This window comes from Pseudoduganella sp. UC29_71 (genome assembly GCF_042693265.1).
Lineage (GTDB): Bacteria > Pseudomonadota > Gammaproteobacteria > Burkholderiales > Burkholderiaceae_D > Rugamonas.
In genome coordinates, this window is sequence record NZ_CP170549.1 from 4,546,220 (window position 1) to 4,569,469 (window position 23,250).

Below are 23,250 nucleotides of genomic sequence, written 5' to 3' on the forward strand. Positions count from 1 at the left end.
GCCCTGCCCCGACGCCGGAATCCATGTAGCAGCAGGAGGCACTTTGACTTACCTCATTGATCGTCGTTTGCAAGGCAAGAACAAGTCCGCAGTCAACCGCGAACGTTTCTTGCGGCGTTACAAAGGCCAGATCAAGGACGCGGTGGGACGGGCCATCAAGGGCCGCTCCATCACCGACGTCGAGAATGGCGAAAAGGTTTCCATTCCCGTCAAGGACGTGAACGAGCCCTCGTTCGGCCATGCCCATGGCGGCGTGTGGGAAGTGATCAACCCGGGCAACCAGGAATACCAGAAGGGCGACCAGATCGCGCGGCCGAAGGGCGGCGGCGGGTCCGGGCGCGGCAAGGCCGGCAATAGCGACCAGACCTCCGAGGACGATTTCATCTTCGAACTGTCGCGCGAAGAATTCATGAACTACTTCTTCGAGGACCTGGAACTGCCCAACCTGGTCAAGACCCAGCTCACCGCCACCACCGAGTTCAAGAACCAGCGCGCCGGCTACACCGTGTCCGGCACGCCGTCCAACATCCACGTGCTGCGCTCGCTGCGCGGCGCGCTGGGCCGGCGCATCGCCGTCGGCGGCAGTTCGCGCAAGCGGCTGCTGGAAGCCGAGCGCGAACTGCAGGCCCTGCTCGAGGCCGGCGCGCCGATGGAAGACCCGTATGTGGTGGAGCTGCGCAAGCTGATCCACCACCTGCACACGCGGCTGCTGGCCATCCCCTATATCGACCCGTTCGACTTGCGCTACAGCAACCGCATCAAGGTGCCCAAGCCGATGACGCAGGCGGTGATGTTCTGCATCATGGACGTGTCCGGCTCCATGGACGAGAGCCGCAAGGACACGGCCAAGCGCTTCTTCATCCTGCTCTACCTGTTCCTCAAGCGCGTGTACGACAAGATCGAGGTGGTCTTCATCCGCCACCACACGGCGGCGGCGGAAGTGGACGAGGACGAGTTCTTCCACTCGCGCGAGTCGGGCGGCACGGTGGTGTCGTCGGCGCTGCACCTGCTCAACAAGATCATCGACGAGCGCTTCGGCGCCGGCCAGTGGAACAGCTACGTGGCGCAGGCCTCGGACGGCGACAACTGGGACAACGACTCGCTGCTGTGCAAGCAGCTGCTGGTGAACACCATCATGCCCAAGGTGCAGTACTACACCTATGTCGAGATCACGGACGGGCCGCCGCAGAACCTGTGGGAGCAGTATGCCCAGGTGCCGGACCTGCACCCGCACTTCGCCATGCAGAAAATCGTCACGCCGGCCGACATCTATCCGGTGTTCCGCGAACTGTTCAAGAAGCAGCCCAAATAAGCAGCCTACCTAGACGGCCACGATATGAACCAGATGACCAAACGCCAACCGCACCCGCGCGCGTTGCCCGAGCAGTCCGAATGGACGTTCGAGCTGATCGAGCAGGCGCACGAGGAAATCCGCCGTGTCGCCCAGAACTTCGGCCTGGACACCTACCCCAACCAGCTGGAAATCATCACCGCCGAACAAATGATGGATGCCTACACCTCGGTGGGCATGCCGGTCTCCTACAACCACTGGTCCTTCGGCAAGCATTTCCTGTCCACCGAGAAGGGCTACAAGCGCGGCCAGATGGGGCTGGCCTACGAGATCGTCATCAACTCCAATCCCTGCATCGCCTATTTAATGGAGGAGAACAGCCTGACCATGCAGGCGCTGGTCATCGCGCATGCTGCCTACGGGCACAATTCCTTCTTTAAAGGCAACTACCTGTTCCGCACCTGGACCGACGCCGAGGCCATTGTCGACTACATGGTGTTTGCCAAGAACTACATCGCCGAATGCGAGCAGCGCCACGGCATCGACGCGGTGGAGCTGCTGCTGGACTCCTGCCACGCGATCCAGAACTACGGCGTGGACCGCTACAAGCGGCCGGCCAAGCTGTCGCTGTTCCAGGAGCAGCAGAAGCAGAAAGAGCGCGAGGCCTATCTGCAGTCGCAGATCAACGAGCTGTGGCGCACCCTGCCGCGCCGCGACGAGGAAGAGATCGACAAGCCGGCGCCGCGCTTCCCGCCCGAGCCGGAAGAAAACCTGCTGTACTTTATAGAGAAGTACGCGCCGCTGCTGGAGCCGTGGCAGCGCGAGATGGTGCGCATCGTGCGCAAGATCAGCCAGTACTTCTACCCGCAGCGCCAGACCCAGGTGATGAACGAGGGCTGGGCCACGTTCTGGCACTACACCATCCTGAACCAGTTGTACGACGAGGGCGTGGTGGCCGAGGGCTTCATGATGGAGTTCCTCAAGAGCCATACCAACGTGGTGTTCCAGCCGCCGGTGCACAGCCCCTATTACAGCGGGATCAACCCCTATGCGCTCGGTTTCGCGATGATGACCGACATCCGCCGCATTTGCGAGCACCCCACCGACGAGGACCGCGAATGGTTCCCGGACATCGCCGGCAGCGACTGGCGCAAGACCCTGGACTTCGCCATGCGCAACTTCAAGGACGAAAGCTTCATCGCCCAGTACCTGTCGCCGCGCCTGATACGCGAGTTCCACTTCTTCGCCGTGCTGGACGACGACAAGAACGAAAAGCTCAACGTCTCGGCCATCCACGACGAGCTGGGCTACCGCTACGTGCGCCAGCAGCTGGCCGAGCAGTACAACCTGGGCAACCGCGAACCCAACATCCAGGTCTGGTCGGTCAATACCCGCGACGACCGCGCGCTGACGCTGCGCCATACGCAGTTCAACCGGCGCCCGCTGAACCAGCAGGCCAACGAGGTGCTCAAGCACGTGGCCCGGCTGTGGGGCTTTGATGTCCACCTGGAAACAGTGGACCCGCATGGCAATGTTATTAACACGCTCGAAGTCAAGCGTGAGAAGCGCAACCGCGGCGGTTGACCGACCCCGGGGCGCCGCGCCCCGTCCCCAACTGCGCCGCGCGGCACAGAAGCGCGGCGCATATAGATAGAACAATTTTTAAGACCACCTTAACGGGCGCCCGTCAGCAAAATTCTTCTATACTATTCATATTGCAAGCGTGGTTGAGTTGCATGCAAGCAACGGTGTCGACCAACTTTTACGTGGTTGGTCAGGCCAATCCCAGCATTAAATTCCGTTTTTCGGCGGAAAAATAAACATCGTGAAGGGGCGAAAAAAAACTCCCCAAAAACGTGCCGGGAAGTCTTGCTTTTTGTGCCAGAACGGTGCAGCGGCGGGCCGCAAAACGCAGCTAAGCACATGAAATTTAACCGGTTTTAGGGATCAAAATTCTATGTAAATTGAAGGATTCGTATGTATAATTCGCCGACGTCCCGGATGCGGCTGGAGCTTTTTGTCGCCATAACGGGGTTCGAGGTAGTACAAAAGAGTTGGTATTGGAGAAAGCAGGCATGAATTTCAGTCATAACGAGAAGGACGCCAAGAAGAACCTGACTGGCATAACCGTCGTGGTCTTGTTACACATCCTGGTTGCCTACGGGATCGTATCGGGCTTGGGCAAGCGCTTGGTCGCCAAAATGGTCGAACCCGTAGAAACCAAGATCATCGAGGAAGTGGCACCACCTCCTCCGAAAGAACTGCCACCACCGCCACCACCACCAGAGATGAAGGCGCCACCACCGCCCTTCATTCCTCCGGTTGAGGTGAACGTGCAGCAGCCGCCGCCGCAGCAGAACGTGATCGCCAATGCGACCAACGTGAAACCTGCGACGAACGAACTGCAGAAACCGGCGCCAGCTGCCCCACCGGCACCGCCAGCGCCGCCTGCAAAATCGGTACACGTGCCTGCAGTTGCCGACTTCAACACTTGCGCAAAACCAGAGTGGCCTAAATCCTCCCTGCGCAATGAAGAAACCGGTACGGTCACGTTATCGTTCCTGATTGGTGTAGACGGCCACGTCGTCGAATCCAAATTAGTGAAATCCAGTGGCTTCAGGGATTTGGACAAAGCCGCAATGGCGGGTATTTCCAAGTGCCGATTCAAGCCTGGCATGACCGACGGCAAGCCGGAGCAAGCGTGGATGCAAATGCAATACGTCTGGACGCTGGAATAAAAACCGGGGCAGCAGTTACGTCCCACTTAGTACTTCGTTGACATTTCAGCGAACTGATTATTTTATCAATTTGGAGGAAGCATGTTTAAGAATACCCGTTTGTCCGCTGTACTGGCCGCTGTGCTGTTCTCGGTGACCGCAGCAACCGCCCTGGTCAGCGCCCCAGCCATGGCTGACGCACCAGCGTCGGCAGCCGCTTCGGCACCTGCAGCGGCGCCAGCGGATGCAGCGGCAGCTCCAGCAGCTCCAGCAGCAGAAGCTCCAGCAGCAGCGTCGGCTCCAGCAGCCAAGACTGAAGAAGTGGAAAACCCATTCGGCTTCGAAGCCGTCTGGAACGGTGGTTTCGTTTCCCGTGGCACCCTGATCATCCTGTCGATCATGTCGATGGGTTCGTGGTACATCATCGTCACCAAGCTGATTGACCAGATGAAGATCTTCAAGCAGTCGAAAGAATCCGCTGCCAAGTTCTGGAAAGCATCCTCGATCGCTGCCGGCGCCGCCACCCTGACCGACGGTTCGCCATTCCGCTTCATCGCTGAAACCGGCACCAAGGCTACCGCGCACCACGACGGCGCCCTGCTGGAACAAATCGACCTGTCGACCTGGGTGACCATGTCGATCCAGCGCGCTGTGGACAAAGTCCAGTCGCGCCTGCAAGACGGCCTGTCCTTCCTGGCTACCGTGGGTTCGACCGCACCGTTCATCGGTCTGTTCGGTACCGTTTGGGGTATTTACAATGCGCTGATCAACATCGGTATGACCGGTAACGCGTCGATCGACAAAGTGGCAGGTCCAGTGGGTGAAGCACTGATCATGACCGCCTTCGGTCTGTTCGTGGCAGTTCCTGCCGTTCTGGGTTACAACTGGCTGGTGCGTCGTAACAAGTCCGCCATGGAAGACGTGCGCGCCTTCTCCGCCGACGTGCACTCGGTGCTGATCTCGGGCGCAATGTCGACCGCTGACTCGGCTATCCGTGCTGGCGGCGCTAAAAAGATTGGATAATAACCATGTCGATGTCCGTAGGCTCCGATAGCGGAGAAGATCAGGTAATGTCAGAAATCAACACGACGCCCCTCGTGGACATCATGTTGGTTCTGCTGATTATCTTTCTGATTACGAGCCCGGTCGTTCTCAAACTGCAGAAGATCAAGCTGCCGGAAGAGACCAACCAGGTAATTCAGACCAAACCGGAAGACGTCAACATCGTTGTTAACAAGGATGGCGACATCTACTGGAATCAAAAGAAAATGGCGGACACGAATGAGCTGTTCGATTTTCTGAAAAAAGAGGCCGTGAAGCTGCCGCAGCCGGAAGTGCACGTACGTGGTGACCAAGAAACCAAGTACGAGTCGATCGGCAAAGTGATCTTCACGACTCAGCGTGCTGGTATCCAGAAGGTCGGTTTCATCACCGAACCACCTGACAAGGGTTAAGGCGCAGGCCTTTGACCCTCGATGCCCCGGCCGGCGGTTTGGCCGGGGCAGGTCCAGTCACCTTCTACAAAGGAAACACCATGAGTATGAATGTCGGTTCGCCGTCCGCCGGTGCGGATCCCGAACCAATGATGGAAATGAACATGACGCCGCTGATCGACGTCATGCTGGTACTGATCATCATGCTGATCATCACCATTCCGAAAGCGAACCACTCGGTGAACTTGAACATGCCGGTCGGCACCCCGCCGCCGCCTACCAAGGACCCAGTGGTCATTACGATTGACGTCGACTTCGACGGTACGATTCTGTGGGATAACCAGGTTGTTCCTGACCGCGCTACCCTGGAATCGAAACTGGTCGCCGTGGCAGCGCAAGCTGACCAGCCTGAGGTGCATCTGCGCCCCAACAAGCTGGTGTCGTACAAATCGGTGGCAGGCGTGATGGCTTCGGCCCAGCGTCTGGGTGTGACCAAGATTGGTCTGGTCGGCAACGAACAGTTCCAATAATCCGTACTATTTTCCGCGATAGGCAGGTCTTCCTGCCTATTTCGTTTTTACAGAAAGAATACTTCCTCATGACCAAGTTTCGTCTCGCCCATCTCGGCCTGGTGATGGCCGCCATCGGTTTCACCGCTGCCGCTCCCCTGACCGGTCTGACCTCGGTTGCCTACGCTGCTGACGCCGTCAGCGCCGCCGTTGGCAAGCCGCTGCAGGAAGCACAGAAGCTGACGAGCTCCGGCAAGCACAAGGAAGCGCTGGCCAAACTGAAGGAAGCCGACGCAGTCGGTGGCAAAACCGAATTCGAGAAATACCAGATTGAGCGCGTGCGCGCCTCGGCCGCAGCGGCCGCCGGCGACAACGACACCGCCGCCCGCGCGTTTGAAGCCGTGGTCAACTCCGGCCGCCTGTCCGCTGCGGAATCGCCCAAATTCACCCAAGCCCTGGCCGGCATCTACTACCGCGCCAAGGACTACCCGAAGGCCATCACCTGGATTCAGCGCGCGCTGAAAGACAATCCGAACGACGCCCAGATGCATGACCTGCTGGTCCAGACCTACTACATCAGCGGCAAATACGCCGAAGCGGCCAAGGAACTGCAAGCCGGCGGCAAGCAGTCCGAAGCCAATCTGCAGATGCTGGCCAACATCCAGCTGAAACAGAACGACAAGGCCGGCTACGTGGCCACGCTGGAAAAACTGGCCGGCAGCTACCCGAAGACCAGCTACTGGGCCGACCTGCTGAACCGCGTGGCCGGCAAGCCTGGCTTCTCGAGCACGCTGAACCTGGACCTGCTGCGCCTGAAGATGCAGCTGGGCCTGCTGGCCAAGCCGAACGAATACATGGAAATGGGCCAGCTGGCGCTGCAAGTGGCCAACCCGGCCGAAGCGCTGAAAGTGATCGACCAGGGCTACAAGAAGGGCGCCCTGGGCACCGGCGCCGACGCCGGCCGCCACCAGCGCCTCAAGGACCTGGCAGTGAAGACCGAAGCCGAAGCGCAGAAGAACCGCGCCACCGCCGAAGCCGAGTTCATCAAGAACAAGGACGCCGATGGCCTGGCCAACCTGGGCTACGCCCTGGTCAGCGAAGGCAAAGGCGACGCCGGCCTGAAGCTGATGGACCAAGCCATCAAGTTCGGCACCGCGCGCCGTCCTGAAGAGATGAAGCTGCACTACGGCCAGGCACAGGCGATTGCCGGCAAGAAAGCCGCCGCCATCGCCACCTTGAAGGCGGTCAAGGGCACGGCAGGCGAAGCCGAACTGGCCCGCTACAACATCATGCAGATCAACCACCCGATGTAATTTCCCGTCCGGGAACCAAAGCGCTGCCGGCTCACGCCCGCAGCGCTTTTTTGCTTTTCGGGTGTTTCCCCATGTGAATCCGGCCAACAGTCCGTATAATCCCCCATTTAGCCCAGTTTTTCGCTCCAGATTCCCATGAAGGTATTTCGCGGACTTCCCAATGCAGCGGCGCGCGCGCCCTGCGCGCTGACGATAGGCAACTTCGATGGCGTCCACCTCGGCCACCAGGCGCTGCTGGCGCAGGTGCGCGCGGCGGCCGACCAGCTGGGCCTGGAGGCGGCCGTGATGACCTTCGAGCCGCACCCGCGCGAATTCTTCGCGCGCAAGGCCGGCGACCTGAGCAAGGCTCCGGCCCGCATCGCCAACCTGCGCGACAAGCTGCAGTCGCTGGAGAATAACGGCATCGACCGCGTCATCGTGGAGCATTTCAGCAATGCCTTCGCCTCGCTCACGCCGCAGGAATTCACCGAGAACGTGCTGGTGGACGGCCTGCACGTGAAATGGCTGATGGTGGGCGACGACTTCTGCTATGGCGCGCGCCGCGCCGGCAACGTGGCCATGCTGATCGAGGCCGGCAAGCGGTACGGCTTCGAGGTGCACACCCTGCCCACGGTGATGAAGGGTTCGACCCGCATTTCCTCGTCGGCCGTGCGCGCCGCGCTGTCCGAAGGCGACTTCGCGCACGCCGAGCAGCTGCTGGGCCACCCGTATGCGATTTCAGGCCACGTGATCCACGGGGCCAAGCTGGGCCGCACCATCGGCTATCCCACGCTGAACCTGCGCGTGCCGCACCGCCCCGCCCTGGGCGGCATCTTCATCGTGCAGGTGCACGGCCTGGCGGACCAGCCCTTGCCGGCCGTGGCCAGCCTGGGCGTGCGCCCCACCGTGGAAGACGCCGGCCGCGTGCTGCTGGAAGTGCATATCTTCGACTACGCCCAGTCCTGCTACGGCAAGAACGTGCGCGTGGAGTTCCTGGAGAAGATCCGCGACGAAGAGAAGTTCATCGACCTGCCCACGCTGACGGCGGCCATCGACCGCGACGCCGAACTCGCGCGCGCCTGGTTCGCCAAGCGCACCAGCACCGGCGCCGTCAACGCCACCGACCGAATTTGACGCTGCCTGCAGTACCCGCAGCAGTCCCCCCGATACACCCACTTGAAGATCGCTATGTCCGACAACAAACCAAAGAAGGCTGAAAGCAAATACCCGGTCAACATGACCGAAACCCCGTTCCCTATGCGCGGCGACCTGGCCAAGCGCGAGCCGAACTGGGTCAAAGACTGGCAAGAGAAAAAGATCTACCACCGCATCCGCAAGGCCGCCGCCGGCCGTCCGAAGTTCGTGCTGCACGACGGCCCGCCCTACGCCAACGGCGACATCCACATCGGCCACGCCGTCAACAAGGTACTCAAGGACATGGTGGTGAAAGCCCGCACCATGGCCGGCTTCGACGCGCCCTACGTGCCCGGCTGGGATTGCCACGGCATGCCGATCGAGATCCAGATCGAAAAACTGCACGGCAAGAACCTGCCCACCGCCGACGTGCTGACCAAGGCGCGCGCCTACGCCTACGAGCAGGTGGAGCGCCAGAAGAAGGACTTCATCCGCCTGGGCGTGCTGGGCGAGTGGGAGAATCCTTACCTGACCATGAACTACTCCAACGAAGCCGACGAGCTGCGCGCCCTCGGCAAGCTGCTGGAGAAGGGTTATGTCTACCGCGGCCTGAAGCCGGTGAACTGGTGCTTCGACTGCGGCTCGGCGCTGGCCGAGGCGGAAGTGGAATACCAGAACAAGCGCGATCCGGCCATCGACGTCGGCTTCGCCTTCCATGAATTCGACAAGCTGGCCAAGGCCTTCGACCTGCCGGCCCTGCCGACGCAGAACGGCTTCATCGTGATCTGGACCACCACGCCGTGGACCATCCCGTCCAACCAGGCGCTGAACGTGCACGCCGAAGTGAAGTACGCGCTGGTGCAGGCCGAGCGCGACGGCCAGCCGCTGCTGCTGATCCTGGCGCAAGACCTGGTGGAATCCTGCCTGGCGCGCTACAAGCTCGAAGGCACGACCATCGGCACCTGCATGGGCCAGGACCTGGCCGGCATCAGCTTCAAGCACCCGCTGCATGCCCGCGACGCCTTCTACGACCGCCTGTCGCCGGTCTACCTGGCCGACTACGTGACTACCGAGAGCGGCACCGGCGTGGTGCACTCGGCGCCCGCCTACGGCCAGGACGACTTCATCTCCTGCAAGGCGCACGGCATGAAGGACGACGAGATCCTGAAACCGGTGATGGGCGACGGCAAATACGTGCCCACGCTGCCGCTGTTTGGCGGCCTGACCATCTGGGAAGCTTCCAAGCCGATCTGCGACGCGCTGCGCGAGGCCGGCGCGCTGTTCGAGCTGAAGATGTTCGACCACAGCTATATGCACTGCTGGCGCCACAAGACCCCCATCGTCTACCGCGCCACGTCGCAGTGGTTCGCCGGCATGGACGCGCACCCGAAGGACGGCGGCCCTACCTTGCGCCAGACCGCGCTCAAGGCCATCGACGAGACGCAGTTCTTCCCGGACTGGGGCCAGGCGCGCCTGCACGGCATGATCGCCAACCGTCCGGACTGGACCCTGTCGCGCCAGCGCCAGTGGGGCGTGCCGATGGCCTTCTTCATCCACAAGGAAACCGGCGACCTGCACCCGCGCACCCCGGAGCTGCTGGAGCAGGTGGCGCAGCTGATCGAGAAGAACGGCATCGACGCCTGGCTGTCGCTGGATCCGGCCACCCTGCTGGGCGCGGACGCGGCCCTGTACGAGAAGAACAAGGACACGCTGGACGTGTGGTTCGACTCCGGCACCACGCACCAGACCGTGCTGCGCGGCTCGCACAAGGAGCAAAGCGCCTTCCCGGCCGACCTGTACCTGGAAGGCTCGGACCAGCACCGCGGCTGGTTCCACTCCTCGCTGCTGACCTCCTCCATGCTGAACGGCGCCGCGCCCTACAAGGCGCTGCTGACGCACGGCTTCGTGGTGGACGGCGAAGGCAAGAAGATGTCCAAGTCGATCGGCAACACCGTGTCGCCGCAGGACGTGTCGAACAAGCTGGGCGCCGACATCCTGCGCCTGTGGGTGGCCGCCACCGACTACACCGGCGAGCTGTCGATCTCGGACGAGATCCTCAAGCGCGTGACCGAGTCGTACCGCCGCATCCGCAACACGCTGCGCTTCCTGCTGGCCAACACCTCGGACTTCGACCCGAAGGCGAACGCCGTGCCGGTGGCCGAGCTGCTGGAGATCGACCGCTACGCGCTGGCCGACATGGCGCGCCTGCAGGCCGACATCGCCAAGCACTACGAGAGCTACGAGTTCCATCCGGTGGTGTCCAAGCTGCAGAACTACTGCTCGGAAGACCTGGGCGGCTTCTACCTGGACATCCTGAAGGACCGCCTGTACACCTCGGCCGTCGATTCGCAGCAGCGCCGCTCGGCGCAGACCGCGCTGTGGCACATCACGCAAAGCCTGCTGCGCCTGATGTCGCCGATGCTGTCCTTCACCGCCGAGGAAGCGTGGGCGGTGTTCGCCGGCGCCGAAGCCTACCAGGCCAGCGACGAAACCATTTTCACGCAAACCTGGTGGGAACTGCCTGCCGTGGCGGACTCGGAAGCCCTGCTGGCCAAGTACGCCGCCCTGCGCGACGTGCGCACCGGCGTGACCAAGCAGCTGGAAGACCTGCGCACCTCGGGCGCCATCGGCTCCTCGCTGCAGGCCGAGCTGGAAATCAAGGCGTTCGGCGACAAGTACCAGCTGCTGGCCAGCCTGGATGAGGACCTGAAGTTCGTCTTCATCACCTCGCAGGCCAAGGCAGTGCAGGTGGCTTCGGAAGCCGACGAAGCGGTGGCCGTTGCCGCATCGGCCGCGGCCAAGTGCGATCGCTGCTGGCACTACCGCGCCGACGTGGGCGCGCATGCCGACCACCCGACACTGTGCGGCCGTTGCCACAGCAATCTGTTCGGTGCGGGCGAGAAGCGCAAGTTCGCTTAAACTCCCCGGCGGGTGACGCGCAGCACCGCTGCGCTAACCCGCCCTACGCAACCCTATCCTATCGTCCATGGCATCCAAACCAAAAAGCTTTTCCTCCAAGTCCTCTTCCGGCGGCCTGACGCCATGGCTGGGCATCGCCTTCATCGTCATCCTGCTGGACCAGGTCACCAAGATCACCATCAACAAGACCTTCCGCTGGGGCGAGGAAGTGACGGTCACGTCCTTCTTCAACCTGGTGCTGGCCTATAACAAGGGCGCGGCCTTCAGCTTCCTGTCCAACGAAAGCGGCTGGCAGCGCCACTTCTTCACCGCCATCGGCATCTGCGCGGCGCTGTACATCGTCTATCTGTTGAAAAAGCACGCCGGCCAGCGCATGTTCTGCTGGGCCTTGGCGCTGATACTGGGCGGCGCCATCGGCAACGTGATCGACCGCATCCTGTACGGCCACGTGGTGGACTTCCTGGACTTCCACTGGAAGAGCCTGGGCCACTTCCCGGCCTTTAACATCGCCGACTCGGCCATCTGCGTCGGCGCCGCGCTGTTCATCCTCGATGAACTGCGCAGAGTGAACAAGTAGGAGCAGTTATGGAACTGAGCGGCAAAAAAATCGTCCTCGGCCTGTCCGGCGGCGTGGCCTGCTACAAGGCGGCCGAACTGTGCCGCGCGCTCACGCGCGAAGGCGCTTCGGTGCAGGTGGTGATGACCGACGCGGCCACCCACTTCATCACCGCCGTCACCATGCAGGCGCTGTCCGGCAAGCCGGTCTACACCAGCCAGTGGGACCCGCGCGTGGACAACAACATGGCCCACATCGACGTCACCCGCAATGCGGACGCCATCCTGATCGCGCCCTGCTCGGCCGACTTCATCTACAAGCTGGCGCACGGCGTGTGCGACGACCTGCTCTCGACCATGTGCCTGGCGCGTCCGCGCACGGTGCCGCTGCTGGTGGCGCCGGCCATGAACGTGGAGATGTGGCAGAACCCCGCCACCCAGCGCAACGTGCAGCAGATCAAGGACGACGGCGTGCAGGTCTTCGGTCCCGCCGCCGGCGAACAGGCTTGCGGCGAAGTGGGCCTGGGCCGCATGCTCGAAGCCGAGCAGCTGCTGGCCGAACTGATCGCCGCCTTCCAGCCGAAAGTCCTGGCCGGCAAGCGCATCCTGATCACCGCCGGCCCCACCTTCGAGGCCATCGACCCGGTGCGCGGCATCACCAATCTGTCCTCGGGCAAGATGGGCTACGCCGTGGCGCGCGCCGCGCGCGAAGCCGGCGCCGACGTGGTGCTGATCTCCGGCCCCACCGCGCTGCCCACGCCGTTCGGCGTGCAGCGCATCAACGTGCAGAGCGCGCAGCAGATGCATGACGAAGTGCTGTCGGCCGTGCACGGCCAGCACGTGTTCATCTCGGTGGCCGCCGTGGCCGACTGGCGCGTGGCCAATCCGAGCACGCAGAAGATGAAGAAAAAAGGCGACGGCACCGTGCCGGACCTGAAGTTCGAGCAGAACCCGGACATCCTGGCCACCGTGGCCACCCGCACCAACCTGGCCGGCTATCCTTACTGCGTGGGCTTCGCCGCCGAATCCGAGAACCTGCTCGAATACGGCGCGGCCAAGCGCGAGAAGAAAGGCATTCCGCTGCTGGTCGGTAACATCGGCCACCAGACCTTCGGCCAGGACGACAACACCATCATCCTGTTCGACGAAAACGGCCATACCATCCTGCCGCGCGCCGACAAGCTGACGCTGGCGCGCCAGCTGATTTCCGAAATTTCCAAACGCATCGACAAGCATTCCCTGTTCCAATGAAAAATATCGACGTCAAAATCCTCGACCCGCGCATGAAAGACCAGATGCCGGCCTACGCCACCCCGGGCAGCGCCGGCCTCGACCTGCGCGCCTGCATCGACGCGCCGCTGGTGATCGAGCCCGGCCAGACCGTGCTGGTGCCCACCGGCCTGGCCATCCACATTGGCGATCCGGGCTACGCCGCCATGATCCTGCCGCGCAGCGGCATGGGACACAAGAACGGCATCGTGCTCGGGAATCTGGTAGGCTTGATCGACTCCGACTACCAGGGCCAGCTGATGGTGTCGACCTGGAACCGGGGTCACAATACGTTTACGCTGAACCCGATGGAGCGCCTGGCCCAGCTGATTATCGTGCCTGTGCTGCAAGTGGGCTTCAACGTGGTGGAAGAATTCGGCGGCAGCGAACGCGGCGAAGGCGGCTTCGGCAGCACCGGCAAACACTGAGGACACACGAATGGCAGGCAAGGCGCAAACCACCGCGAATGCGGTGACGGTAACGGTGGCGGCACGGGCGGCAAGACCGGCAGGCAGGACGTTGGCAACTGCGGCGGCAACGCTGGCGGCGGCGCTGCTATCGGCCTGCTCCACGTTTGCGCCGCAGGCCGGCGCCCCGCAGCCCGGCCCCGCCGTGTCAGCCCCCGCAGAACCGCAACAGCCAGTGCTGAGCGCCAAGGCAGCCGCCGCGCAGGACGCGCTGCGCGTGATGGTGAACCTGCAGGACCGCCTGTCGCGCGTGTCCGCCCCGCTGCTGATCAACAACGCGGACCTGTGCAAGAGCATGGCGCGCAACCTGCTCGGCTTCACCGCGCAGAACCGCTACTCCTATCCGGGTGAATTTTCCGAAGCCGCGCGCGCCGTGCTGGGTTACGGCGAACGCCTGCAGGTCAGCTCCGTGCTGGCCGGCAGCGGCGCCGCGCGCGCCGGCCTGCGCAAAGGCGACGGCTTGGTCTCCGTGGAGGGCAAGGCCCTGCCGGGCGGGCCGGACGCCGAATCGCAGGCGGCAGAGGTGCTTGGCCCGCTGGTGGGCAAGCAGGCCGCGCTCGACATGACCGTCGCCCGCAACGGCAACAACCAGACGCTCAAGGTGCCCGTCACGCGCGCCTGCGCCATCCGCGTCCACCTGGGCAACGCCGACAACATCAATTCCTACGCCGACGGCCAGCGCGTGCTGATCACGCGCGGCATGATGAACTTCGCCCAGAGCGACGAAGCCATCGCCTACGTGCTGGCCAAGGACATCGCCCACAATGTGCTGGGCCATGCCGGCGCCATGCGCAACTCGGCGGCCGTGGGCAGCATGATAGACAACCTGGTGCGCACCAAGCCGGACCTGTCGCTGCTGATCGGCAGCGGCGGCATCAAGGCGGTGCCGCAGGAACTGGACGCGGCGGCCGACAACCTGGCGCTGTACATGCTGGCGCGCGCCGGCTACAGCATCGAGCGCGTCAAGCCCTTCTGGCAGCGCCTGTCGTCGCAATACCCGGCTTCGGTGATGAACGGCTACACCGCGCAGCACCCCGGCACCGCCGCCCGTTTTGCCGCCATCGACAAAGGCGTGGCCGAGATCAAGGCCAAGCTGGTGGCCAAGAAGCCGCTGGTGCCGTGATGCAGCGCGCCGCCCTGCCGCTGCTGGCGGCGCTGCTTCTCCCCGCTTTCGCCCAGGCGGCGCAGGGCGCCAACTGGAGCAAGCTGTCCGGCAACCGCAGCGCCACGCTCTACGTGGACAAGGGCAGCGTCGCCAGGGTGGAGGATGGCCCCGAAGACGCCCGCAAGGCCTGGACCCTGGTCTCCTACAGCAAGCCGCAGACCGCCGCCGACGGCAAGGCCTACCGCTCGCTGAAAGCCCAGTACCTGTACGCCTGCAAGGACCACAGCGTCACGCTGCTGGCGCAGACCTTCTACCCCGCCACCCTGGCGCGCGGCGAAGCGGTGGGCAACTTCAAATACGAACAGTACGACGCCGAAAAACCGGCCGCCGGCAGCCACACGGAAACCGCCTTCAAGTACGTCTGCCGCAAAAAACTGCGCTGACAAAACGGAGTGCCAGCGCCGTAGTATAGTTAAGGCCATGGACAGCATAGACCTCGAAGTACTCAAAACCAGCGCCGCCTGGGTCGCCGCCGGCCACCGCGCCGAGCTGGTCACCGTCATCAAGACCTGGGGCTCCAGCCCACGCCCGATCGGCGCCACGCTCGCCATCTGCGACGACGGCCGCGTGGTCGGCTCGGTCTCGGGCGGCTGCATCGAAGACGACCTGATTGCCCGCGTGCGCGAGCATGGCATTACCCGCAACGCACCCGAAGTGGTCAGCTACGGCATCACCGCCGACGAGGCGCACCGCTTCGGCCTGCCCTGCGGCGGCACCATCGAACTGGCCATCGAGCCGCTGGGCGCGCACAGCCGCATCGCCGAACTGCTGGACATGCTGGAACAGCGCCAGCTGGTCGAGCGCCGCCTGAACCTCGCCACCGGCGCGGTCCAGCTGGCGCATACCACGGCTGGCAATGTGCTGGAACTGCGCCCAGGCGAACTGGTGACCCAGCACGGCCCGCGCTGGCGCCTGCTCATCATCGGCGCCGGCCAGCTGTCGCGCTTCCTGGCGCAGATCGCCACCGCCATGGACTACCACGTCACCGTGTGCGACCCGCGCGAGGAATACCGCGCCGGCTGGCAGGTGGACAGCGTGCAGCTGGTGCACGCCATGCCCGACGACCTGGTGCTGGAGATGCGCCTGGACCACCGAAGCGCCGTGGTGGCGCTGACGCACGACCCCAAGCTGGACGACCTGGCGCTGATGGAGGCGCTCAAGTCGGACGCCTTCTACGTCGGCGCCATCGGCTCGCGCGTGAACAACGCCAAGCGCCGCGAACGCCTGGTGCAGTTCGACGTCACGGAAGCGCAGCTCGACAAGCTGCACGGCCCGATCGGCCTGTACATCGGCAGCAAGACGCCGGCCGAAATCGCCATCTCCATCCTGGCCGAAATGACGGCGGTGAAGAACGGCGTGCCGTCCGCCCTGCAGATCAAGCACGCCGCATCGCCCGAGGCGCCATCCACGCCGGATGCGCCCAACGCCTGCGTGGTGACCTGAGCATCCGGTAGCAGAACGAATTCAAAAGCAAGAACCGGCTGGCGCCTATCCGGCGCTGGCCGCACAATGGCGCCGCCCAACCATCCATCGGACCCAGCCCCCATGAGTACTGCCAACCTGCTGCGCCTTATCCTGCTTGCCTCCATCTGGGGCGGCTCCTTCCTCTTCATGCGCATCGCCGCGCCGGTGCTCGGGCCGGCGGTGCTGATCGAATACCGCGTGGTGTTCGCTTCGCTGTTCCTGCTGGCCGTGGCGCTGCTGATGAAAAAGCCGCTCGACCTGCGCCAGAACTGGAAGCACTACCTGATCCTGGGCTTCTTCAATTCCGCCCTGCCCTTCCTGCTGTACGCCTACGCCGCGCGCACGCTGTCCGCCTCCGTGATGGCGGTGCTGAACGCCACCGCGCCGATCTGGGGCGCCCTTATCGGCGCCGTCTGGCAGCGCCAGATGGTGTCCGCGCGGGTGATGCTGGGCCTCGTCATGGGCACCGGCGGCGTGGCGCTGCTGGTGGGCTTCGACCATGTCAGTTCGCGCGAAGGCGCCGGGGTGGCGATTGCCGCCGCGCTGTTTGCCGCCTTCAACTACGGCATCGCCAGCACTTACGCCAAGTCGGCCAAGGCGGTGGAGCCGTTCGCCAACGCGCACGGCAGCATGTGGGCCGCCGCCCTGCTGGTGCTGCCCTCGCTGGCCTTCTTCCCGCAGCCCGGCACACCCACGGTGGGCATCATGGGCGCCGCGCTTGCGCTGGGCGTGCTGTGCAGCGGCGTGGCCTACCTGCTGTATTACCGCCTGATCCGCGACGTCGGCCCGACGTCGGCACTGACCGTCACTTTCCTTAGCCCGCTGTTCGGCATCCTGCTGGGCACCGTGTTCCTGAATGAAGTGGTGGGCTGGTACACGATAGCCGGTTCGGCCATCGTCATTGTCGGCACCGCGCTGGTGACGGGATTCAAACCCGGCTTCGGCTGGCTGCGCAAGTCGGCGTCCGCATGAAACAGCGCATCCCGCTGCCGCAAGGCTACCGCCTGCACGACGTACTGGCCTTCCACAGCCGCGACGCGGAAAGCGTGGCCGAGCAGATCAGCCCCCAACGGCTGCGCAAGGGCGTGGTAATGGACGGCGTGCCGCTGGTGCTGGACATCGCGCTGCCGCCCGGCGCCGGCTATGCCGAGTACGCGGTGCAGGCCGATCTGCCGGGCGCAGCAGCAGCAGCAGCAGCAGCAGCAGCAGCGCCTGCAACAGCGCCCGCAGCCGGCCTGCCCGCCGCGCTGGCCGAGCAGGCGCATGGCGCCGTGCTCAACGTGCTGGGCCTGCGCATCGATCCCCAGCCCTTCCTCGACTTCGCCGCCAACGACGCGCTGCTGGGCGAACTGTCGCGCCGCCAGCCCGGCCTGCGCATCGTGCAGTCGGCCACCGTGTTCGAAGCGCTCACCTGGGCCATCATCGGCCAGCAGATCAACCTGCCCTTCGCCATCTCGCTGCGCCGCACCTTTATCCTGCAGGCAGGCACGCAGCACAGCAGCGGCCTGTGGTGCTACCCCGACGCGGCCAGCGCCGCGCGCCTGCAAGTGGACGATCTCACCAGCCGCAAGTTCTCGCGCGCCAAGGCAGAAACCCTGCTGCGCTTCGCCGCGCTGGTGGCTGGCGGCGAACTCGATCTGGCGCCCGGCCCGGGCAACAGCATCGACGACATCGGCAAGGCGCTGCTGGCCGTGAAAGGCATCGGCCCGTGGACCGTCAACTACGGCCTGCTGCGCGGCTACGGCTACCCCGACTGCTCGCTGCACGGCGACGTCGCCATCCGCGCCGCGCTGCAGGCGCTGCTCGGCGAGGACAGCAAGCCGGACATGCCGCGCACCGAGGAAATCCTCAGGCGCTACGCGCCCCACCGCACCATGGCGGCGGCCCACTTGTGGGCCAGCCTGCATCCGCGCGCCGAGGACTGATCAGAAGAAGTACTTGGTCTGCCTGGCCCACTTGCTGTTCGGGTACAGCTTGTGCAGCAGGTTGAAGGCTTCCTTCGAATACTGCGAGCGCAGCTGGTCCTTCTCTTCCTTGTCCGTGCCGTACGGGCACTCCATGCGCGTGGACGCCACCAGGAAGTGCAGCGCTTTCGGCGCCTCCTCGTCGTTCGGCTTCTGCTTCGCCCACGCCAGCAGCGTCGGCGCGATGAACTCCGTGCGCAGCGGCAGCTTCAGCAACTGCTGCTGCTCCTTGCCCGCCGCCGCCAGCTGCTCGGCGCTCAGGTAGCGCGGCGGCTGCGCCGGATCGGACCCCGGCTGCTCCATGCCGCCCGAGCGGCAGCCCCAGTTGCGGCTGCGGCCCTGCGCGTCGATCACCGACGGATTCAGCTCCGGCGTGTTCACCAGGATCAGCGCCCCGGCCAGCTTGCGCTCCGCGCCGCTGGCCGCCTTGCGGTAGCGCGCATACAGGTGCTCGGTGGTCTTGCGGCCCTGCGCCACGCCGTCCAGCAGCGCCAGCGCCGTCGCCTCGTCGTTGAAGATCAGCGCGCGGGCCAGCAGGGTTTCCTGCAAAGGATCGTTCCACTGCCTGGGCAGGCGCGGATGCGCCAGCAGCGCGCGCAGTTCGCTGGTCGGGAAATAGCGGTACACGCTACGGCCGAAGTCCTCGTCGGTCTCGCCCTCGGCCGGCTTGCTGTCGATCGGCTCGCCCGCCTCCGCAAGGTCGGGCTTGCGCGGCGCGGCCTTCAGGAACTCGTCCAGCGTCCCGGCCGAGAACATCTTCAGCGCCAGGTAACGGTTGGTGGTGGCCACGGACATGGCCTTGCCATGGCCGGCCATCACGCGGTCGATGTCCTTGTCCGCCTGCGCCGCCTGCTTCTCGGCGATGGCCAGCCGCGCCAGGTGGTACTGCAGCGTCACGTACAAGGGATACCGGGCCGGCACCGCGGCGGCGGCCTTCTTCTCGGCCTCCGTCAATTCGCCAGCATGGGCCAGCGTCAGCAGCGGCGCCAGCCACAGCGCGCCGTCGTCCTTCTGCTTGAGCCAGCGCGCGCGCAAATTCGTCAACGCTTGCGCGCGCGCCTGCTGCACGTCCTTGCTGTTCGGGCTTTCATAGATGTCCAGCGGCGCCTCGGCCTGCATGCTGCCTATCCACGCCGTCAGCGGCTCCTGCGCGGCGATCATCGCGCTGCGCGGCTGCTTGTCCAGCAGCACCAGGTAATCGCTCAGCAAGCGCGGCGTCTCGGCGCTGAACGGCTCCTGCTCCAGCCTGCGCGCCAGCACCGCCGTGCGTGCCACCGGATCGAGGCGCGCGTCCACCAGCGAGATCATTTGCCTGGCCGGCGCATAGGACGGCGCCAGCGCCTCCAGCTCCTTGCGCGCCAGCGCCAGCTTGGCCGCGCGGTCCGGCGCCTTGCCGTCCTGCTCCAGCGTGGCGCTGCGTATCAGGCTGCGCGCCGCCAGGTAGCCGCCCAGCGTGCGCCACGGCGACTTGGCGTCCTGCGTCACCGCCTGGAACTGCTTGCGCGCGGCATCGAAATTGCGGGCGTAGAAATGCGCGGCGGCGGTCTGGTAAGCCTGGTCGGCTTTCAGCCAATCCGGCGCCTCCGCCGGGACCGCCGGCGGCAGCTTCGCCACGCGCTTCGGCTGCGGCGAGCCATACTGGTACGGCGGTTCCTCGCAGTTGGCGAACACCGCGTCCTGGCCTTGCAGCCAGGCCTTGTGCCACTGGTCCGCCTTGCCGCCCGCGCCCAGCTGCGCGCGCGCCTTCATGGTCAACGCCGCCTGCTTGAACGCGTCGGCATGGCAGTTGACGTAGCTGGCGTGATCCACGTCCGCCATCACGTCCAGCTTCACGTCCGCCAGGCCCCACTGCTTCGCGTACGCCGCGCGCTCCTTCAGCCAGGCGCCGGAACCGTTCTTCTCCGCCTCATAGCTGTAGTCCCAGTCGCTGCCCTTGCCCACGTGCCAGCGGTCCAGCTCCAGCGCGGCGAGCTGCTGCGCCGTGAGCGGACGGCCCTTCGCAGCCTGGTACGCCAGGTACTGGTAGACGCGCCAGTAAGTCCCGGGCAGCACGCCCAGGTTGCCGCCTGCGAACTGCGGCAGCACGCCCGGCGCAACCTGGTACTCGGATGCGAAGCGGTTGGCGCTGAAGCCGTCGCCGCCGCTCGAGAGCGCGGCCTGGGGCAGCGCAAGGAACAGCGCGGCGGCAAGGAGGGAAGGAAGAATGCGGAGTCGTTTCATGGGATGGCGGAGTAAGAGTCGGATTGCGTGGCGCGCCAGCTGGCGGCGGTCCACGGCCGGGGAGAAAAATAATAGCCGCGCGCGGCGATGCTGCGCAGCGGCGGCTCATCGCTCGCGTAGCCCGCCGCAGCGCGGCAGACAGGCTGGGTAAAACCGTGGCGCTCAAGGCGTTCGCGCAGCGCGTCCTGGCCCGGCCCCATGCGGAAGGCCATCGGCACCACCTCGTCGGCCACGCCGGACGGCAGCCACGCATCGTCCATGCACCACGAAGCGAGCGCCGTCACGGACAGCGCGATGCGCGGGTTCAGCCGGCGCCGGATCTCGGCCATGGTCTGCGCCAGGAAAGGCCGCTGCGAACGGCGCACTTCAAAATCCAGCTGCACCACGTTGCGGTTGCCGCGCTGCGCCACGCGCAGCAATTCCTGCACGATGCGCGCGGACTGCTGCGCACTGAGCGCCGGCGGCACGCGCCAGGAAGCGTCCACGTGCAGCACCGGCACCAGCGCCGCGCCCTCGGCCAGCAGCAGCGGCGCGGCGCGCGGATGGACCAGCGCCTCCTCGCCGCGCAGCAGGATGGTGGACGCGACATAGGCCACACCGGTATCGGCGGGCAGCCAGCGCAAGTCTTCCGGCCGCTCCCACGCCCACAGCATGCGCGCGGGCAGTTGCGCCAGCGCAGGGTGCGCGGGCCGGCCAGCCGAGCCGTCGGCGCGCAGCGCGGAACAGGCCAGGCAAGCCATCAGGAAAATGAGTAAGCGTTGCATAGCCGACATCATAAAGGAAAGCAGCCCGCTATTGCGCTGTGCCGGCGCTTGACCCTCACGCAGCGTCAGGCTTTAGGCTATTCTCTCCATGACCACGAAAGGAACGACATGCAGGACGATAGCCCCAAGCCCAGCGCCATGATGGTCGCCACTCTGCGCGCCGCGCATCAGTTGCTGGACGCGCCGCTGATCCTCGACGATCCGCTGGCCCTGCGCATCATCGGCATCGAACGGGAAGCCGAAGTACGCGCCACCCCGGAACGTTTCCACGACGCCCTCACCACGGCCCTGCGCACCATCCTTGTGATTCGCAGCCGGCTGGCCGAAGACACCTGGCAGGAAGCGCAGCAGCGCGGCGTAACGCAGCATGTGATCCTGGGCGCGGGGCTGGACACCTCGGCCTATCGCGGCAGCCTGACGCCGCAGGCGCGCGTGTTCGAAGTGGACCTGCCCGCCACGCAGCAGTGGAAACGCGCGCGCCTGGCCGCCGCAGGCATCGCCGTGCCGGACGCGGTGCGCTACGCCGCCGTCGACTTCAGGACCACCGCGCTGGCGGACGGCCTCGCGCAAGCGGGCTTCGACCGCGCGGCGCCCGCCTGTTTCACCTGGCTGGGCGTGACGCTCTATCTCGCGCCGGAAGACGTGGCCCACACGCTGAGCTACATTGCGTCCTGCGCGCCGGGCAGCAGCGTGGTGTTCGATTTCGTCATCGCTCCGCACTTGCTGGAGGCTGCCGAGCGCGCCGCCATGGAAGCGATATCGGCCAGCCTGGCCCAGGGCGGCGAGCCCTGGAAGAGCAATTTCGCCCCTGCCGAACTGGAAGCGCTGTTGCTCGGCATGGGCTACAGCCGGATCGAGCACTTCGGGCGCGACGAGCTGACACAGCGCTATCTGCGCGGCCGCAGTGACAACCTGCGTCTCGCCGGCAGCACCGGCATCATCCGCGCCACGGCAGGCGGCGACGCAGCAGTTGGCGCGACACCAACGGAGCACGCGGCAGGAGCGGGGACGGCGACGGCGGGCAAGCCGGCGGCGGCAAGGCGATGATACGCGTCGGCGAGCTGGCCAAGCGCGCGGGACTGACGGTGCGCGCGCTGCACCACTACGACAGCCTTGGCCTCCTCAAGCCGTCCGCGCGCGCCGCATCCGGCTACCGGCTCTACAGCGCAGCCGACGTGGCGCGCCTGCACCAGATCCAGGCGCTGCGCCGCTTCGGCTTGCCGCTGGCCGACGTTGCCGGCTTCCTCGCGCAGCCCGGCGCGCCGCTGGCGGACATCGTCAGCCAACAGATCGCCGCGCTGGACCGGCAGATCGCGCAGGCCGCCGCGCTCCGCGCCCAACTGGCGCAGCTGCGGCAGCAGCTGGACAGTGGCGCACAGCCGGAGCTGGCCGACTGGCTGTCCGCGCTGGAGCGCATGGCCACCTACGAGCAGTACTTCAGCAAGGAAGAGCTGGCCGCGCTGCCGCTGGCGGGCAACGCAGCGCAGTGTGAATGGGCCGCGCTGGTAGCATCCGTGCAAGCGCTGATGGCGCAAGGCACCGCAGCCGACAGCGAACCGGCGCAAACACTGGCGCGGCAATGGATGGCCATGCTCGAACGCGATACCGCCGCCAACCCGGAGTTCGCGCGCCGCCTGAACGCCATGATGGCCGAGCGCCGGTCGTCCCGCCAGCACAGCGGCATCACGCCCGAACTGAAGCAATACGTCACGCAAGCCTTCAGCGCCTTCAAGCTGACCCTTTACGCAAACTATCTGGACGACGCCGAACTGGCCCACATGCGCACGCACAGCGGCGCGCAAACCGGCGAGTGGCTCGCGCTGATCACAGCGGTGCAAGCGCAGATGGCCGCAGGCGCCCCGCCGCACGACAGCCGCACGCAAGCGCTGGCGCGGCAATGGCTTGCGCTGTTCCAGCGCCATGCCGGAGCCGCCCCCGCCACCCGCGAAAAAATCCGCCGCGCGCATGAGGCGCACCCCGAACTCCTGTCCGGCACCTGGATGACGCCCGCCCTGCTCGGCTACCTGCGCACCGCCCTCGCCGTCCCACCCGCAGCTTGATCCGCACCAAAACGCCGCGCCGCCCAC

21 protein-coding genes are annotated in these 23,250 nt (G+C 65.2%); 19 read left to right on the forward strand and 2 right to left on the reverse strand.

Features of this window, described 5'->3' with window-relative positions; genetic code table 11:
• Positions 1-43 precede the first annotated feature (43 nt).
• From ACFJI2_RS20170 to ACFJI2_RS20250, 17 genes are all read left to right on the forward strand, one after another.
• Positions 44-1,312, forward strand: coding sequence for a YeaH/YhbH family protein (locus ACFJI2_RS20170; RefSeq protein WP_025595592.1), 1,269 nt, complete (start codon positions 44-46; stop codon positions 1,310-1,312).
• Positions 1,313-1,336: 24 nt separating this feature from the next.
• Positions 1,337-2,875, forward strand: coding sequence for a SpoVR family protein (locus tag ACFJI2_RS20175; protein ID WP_025595591.1), 1,539 nt, complete (start codon positions 1,337-1,339; stop codon positions 2,873-2,875).
• A gap of 491 nt (positions 2,876-3,366) precedes the next feature.
• Positions 3,367-4,029: an energy transducer TonB gene (locus ACFJI2_RS20180; protein ID WP_377701594.1), complete on the forward strand. Its 663-nt coding sequence runs from the start codon at positions 3,367-3,369 to the stop codon at positions 4,027-4,029.
• A gap of 81 nt (positions 4,030-4,110) precedes the next feature.
• Positions 4,111-5,031 (forward strand): MotA/TolQ/ExbB proton channel family protein, encoded by a 921-nt coding sequence (locus tag ACFJI2_RS20185; protein ID WP_165930484.1) that lies wholly within the window; start codon positions 4,111-4,113, stop codon positions 5,029-5,031.
• Positions 5,032-5,036: 5 nt separating this feature from the next.
• Entirely contained in the window at positions 5,037-5,462 is a 426-nt protein-coding gene (locus tag ACFJI2_RS20190; RefSeq protein WP_056393885.1) for a biopolymer transporter ExbD, read from the forward strand.
• Positions 5,463-5,542: 80 nt separating this feature from the next.
• On the forward strand, positions 5,543-5,971 hold the full coding sequence (locus ACFJI2_RS20195; RefSeq protein WP_181260123.1) for a biopolymer transporter ExbD: 429 nt from the start codon (positions 5,543-5,545) through the stop codon (positions 5,969-5,971).
• 68 nt (positions 5,972-6,039) lie between these two features.
• On the forward strand, positions 6,040-7,263 hold the full coding sequence (locus ACFJI2_RS20200) for a tetratricopeptide repeat protein (protein WP_377701595.1): 1,224 nt from the start codon (positions 6,040-6,042) through the stop codon (positions 7,261-7,263).
• 135 nt (positions 7,264-7,398) lie between these two features.
• Positions 7,399-8,376, forward strand: coding sequence for a bifunctional riboflavin kinase/FAD synthetase (locus tag ACFJI2_RS20205; protein ID WP_377701596.1), 978 nt, complete (start codon positions 7,399-7,401; stop codon positions 8,374-8,376).
• Between the two features lie 54 nt (positions 8,377-8,430).
• Entirely contained in the window at positions 8,431-11,295 is a 2,865-nt protein-coding gene (gene ileS / locus ACFJI2_RS20210; protein WP_377701597.1) for an isoleucine--tRNA ligase, read from the forward strand.
• A 67-nt stretch (positions 11,296-11,362) separates the two neighbouring features.
• A complete protein-coding gene (lspA, locus tag ACFJI2_RS20215; RefSeq protein ID WP_377701598.1) occupies positions 11,363-11,872 on the forward strand; it encodes a signal peptidase II in 510 nt (169 codons plus the stop codon).
• 8 nt (positions 11,873-11,880) lie between these two features.
• Entirely contained in the window at positions 11,881-13,101 is a 1,221-nt protein-coding gene (coaBC, locus tag ACFJI2_RS20220) for a bifunctional phosphopantothenoylcysteine decarboxylase/phosphopantothenate--cysteine ligase CoaBC (protein WP_025595574.1), read from the forward strand.
• A complete protein-coding gene (gene dut, locus ACFJI2_RS20225; RefSeq protein WP_025595571.1) occupies positions 13,098-13,547 on the forward strand; it encodes a dUTP diphosphatase in 450 nt (149 codons plus the stop codon). The genes coaBC and dut overlap by 4 nt, the downstream gene beginning before the upstream one ends.
• Before the next feature lie 10 nt (positions 13,548-13,557).
• A complete protein-coding gene (locus ACFJI2_RS20230; protein ID WP_377701599.1) occupies positions 13,558-14,709 on the forward strand; it encodes a M48 family metalloprotease in 1,152 nt (383 codons plus the stop codon).
• Positions 14,709-15,134: a surface-adhesin E family protein gene (locus tag ACFJI2_RS20235; RefSeq protein ID WP_377701600.1), complete on the forward strand. Its 426-nt coding sequence runs from the start codon at positions 14,709-14,711 to the stop codon at positions 15,132-15,134. The genes ACFJI2_RS20230 and ACFJI2_RS20235 overlap by 1 nt, the downstream gene beginning before the upstream one ends.
• A gap of 37 nt (positions 15,135-15,171) precedes the next feature.
• The gene (locus tag ACFJI2_RS20240; RefSeq protein ID WP_377701601.1) at positions 15,172-16,194 is read left to right on the forward strand and encodes an XdhC family protein; all 1,023 of its coding nucleotides are present in this window, start codon (positions 15,172-15,174) and stop codon (positions 16,192-16,194) included.
• A 102-nt stretch (positions 16,195-16,296) separates the two neighbouring features.
• Positions 16,297-17,187, forward strand: coding sequence for a DMT family transporter (locus ACFJI2_RS20245; RefSeq protein WP_377701602.1), 891 nt, complete (start codon positions 16,297-16,299; stop codon positions 17,185-17,187).
• Positions 17,184-18,140, forward strand: coding sequence for a DNA-3-methyladenine glycosylase family protein (locus tag ACFJI2_RS20250; protein ID WP_377701603.1), 957 nt, complete (start codon positions 17,184-17,186; stop codon positions 18,138-18,140). Before ACFJI2_RS20245 ends, ACFJI2_RS20250 begins: the two co-directional genes overlap by 4 nt.
• On the opposite strand, the gene ACFJI2_RS20255 is transcribed toward ACFJI2_RS20250, so the two are convergent.
• Together ACFJI2_RS20255 and ACFJI2_RS20260 are read right to left on the reverse strand one after the other, a co-directional pair.
• Positions 18,141-20,399, reverse strand: a complete 2,259-nt coding sequence (locus tag ACFJI2_RS20255) for a hypothetical protein (RefSeq protein WP_377701604.1) — start codon at positions 20,397-20,399, stop codon at positions 18,141-18,143.
• The gene (locus ACFJI2_RS20260; protein ID WP_377701606.1) at positions 20,396-21,163 is read right to left on the reverse strand and encodes a hypothetical protein; all 768 of its coding nucleotides are present in this window, start codon (positions 21,161-21,163) and stop codon (positions 20,396-20,398) included. The genes ACFJI2_RS20255 and ACFJI2_RS20260 overlap by 4 nt, the downstream gene beginning before the upstream one ends.
• Before the next feature lie 108 nt (positions 21,164-21,271).
• Between ACFJI2_RS20260 and ACFJI2_RS20265 the strand changes: the two genes are divergently transcribed.
• The gene (locus tag ACFJI2_RS20265; protein ID WP_377701607.1) at positions 21,272-22,210 is read left to right on the forward strand and encodes a class I SAM-dependent methyltransferase; all 939 of its coding nucleotides are present in this window, start codon (positions 21,272-21,274) and stop codon (positions 22,208-22,210) included.
• The gene (locus tag ACFJI2_RS20270) at positions 22,207-23,223 is read left to right on the forward strand and encodes a MerR family transcriptional regulator (RefSeq protein ID WP_377701608.1); all 1,017 of its coding nucleotides are present in this window, start codon (positions 22,207-22,209) and stop codon (positions 23,221-23,223) included. The genes ACFJI2_RS20265 and ACFJI2_RS20270 overlap by 4 nt, the downstream gene beginning before the upstream one ends.
• Positions 23,224-23,250 lie beyond the last annotated feature (27 nt).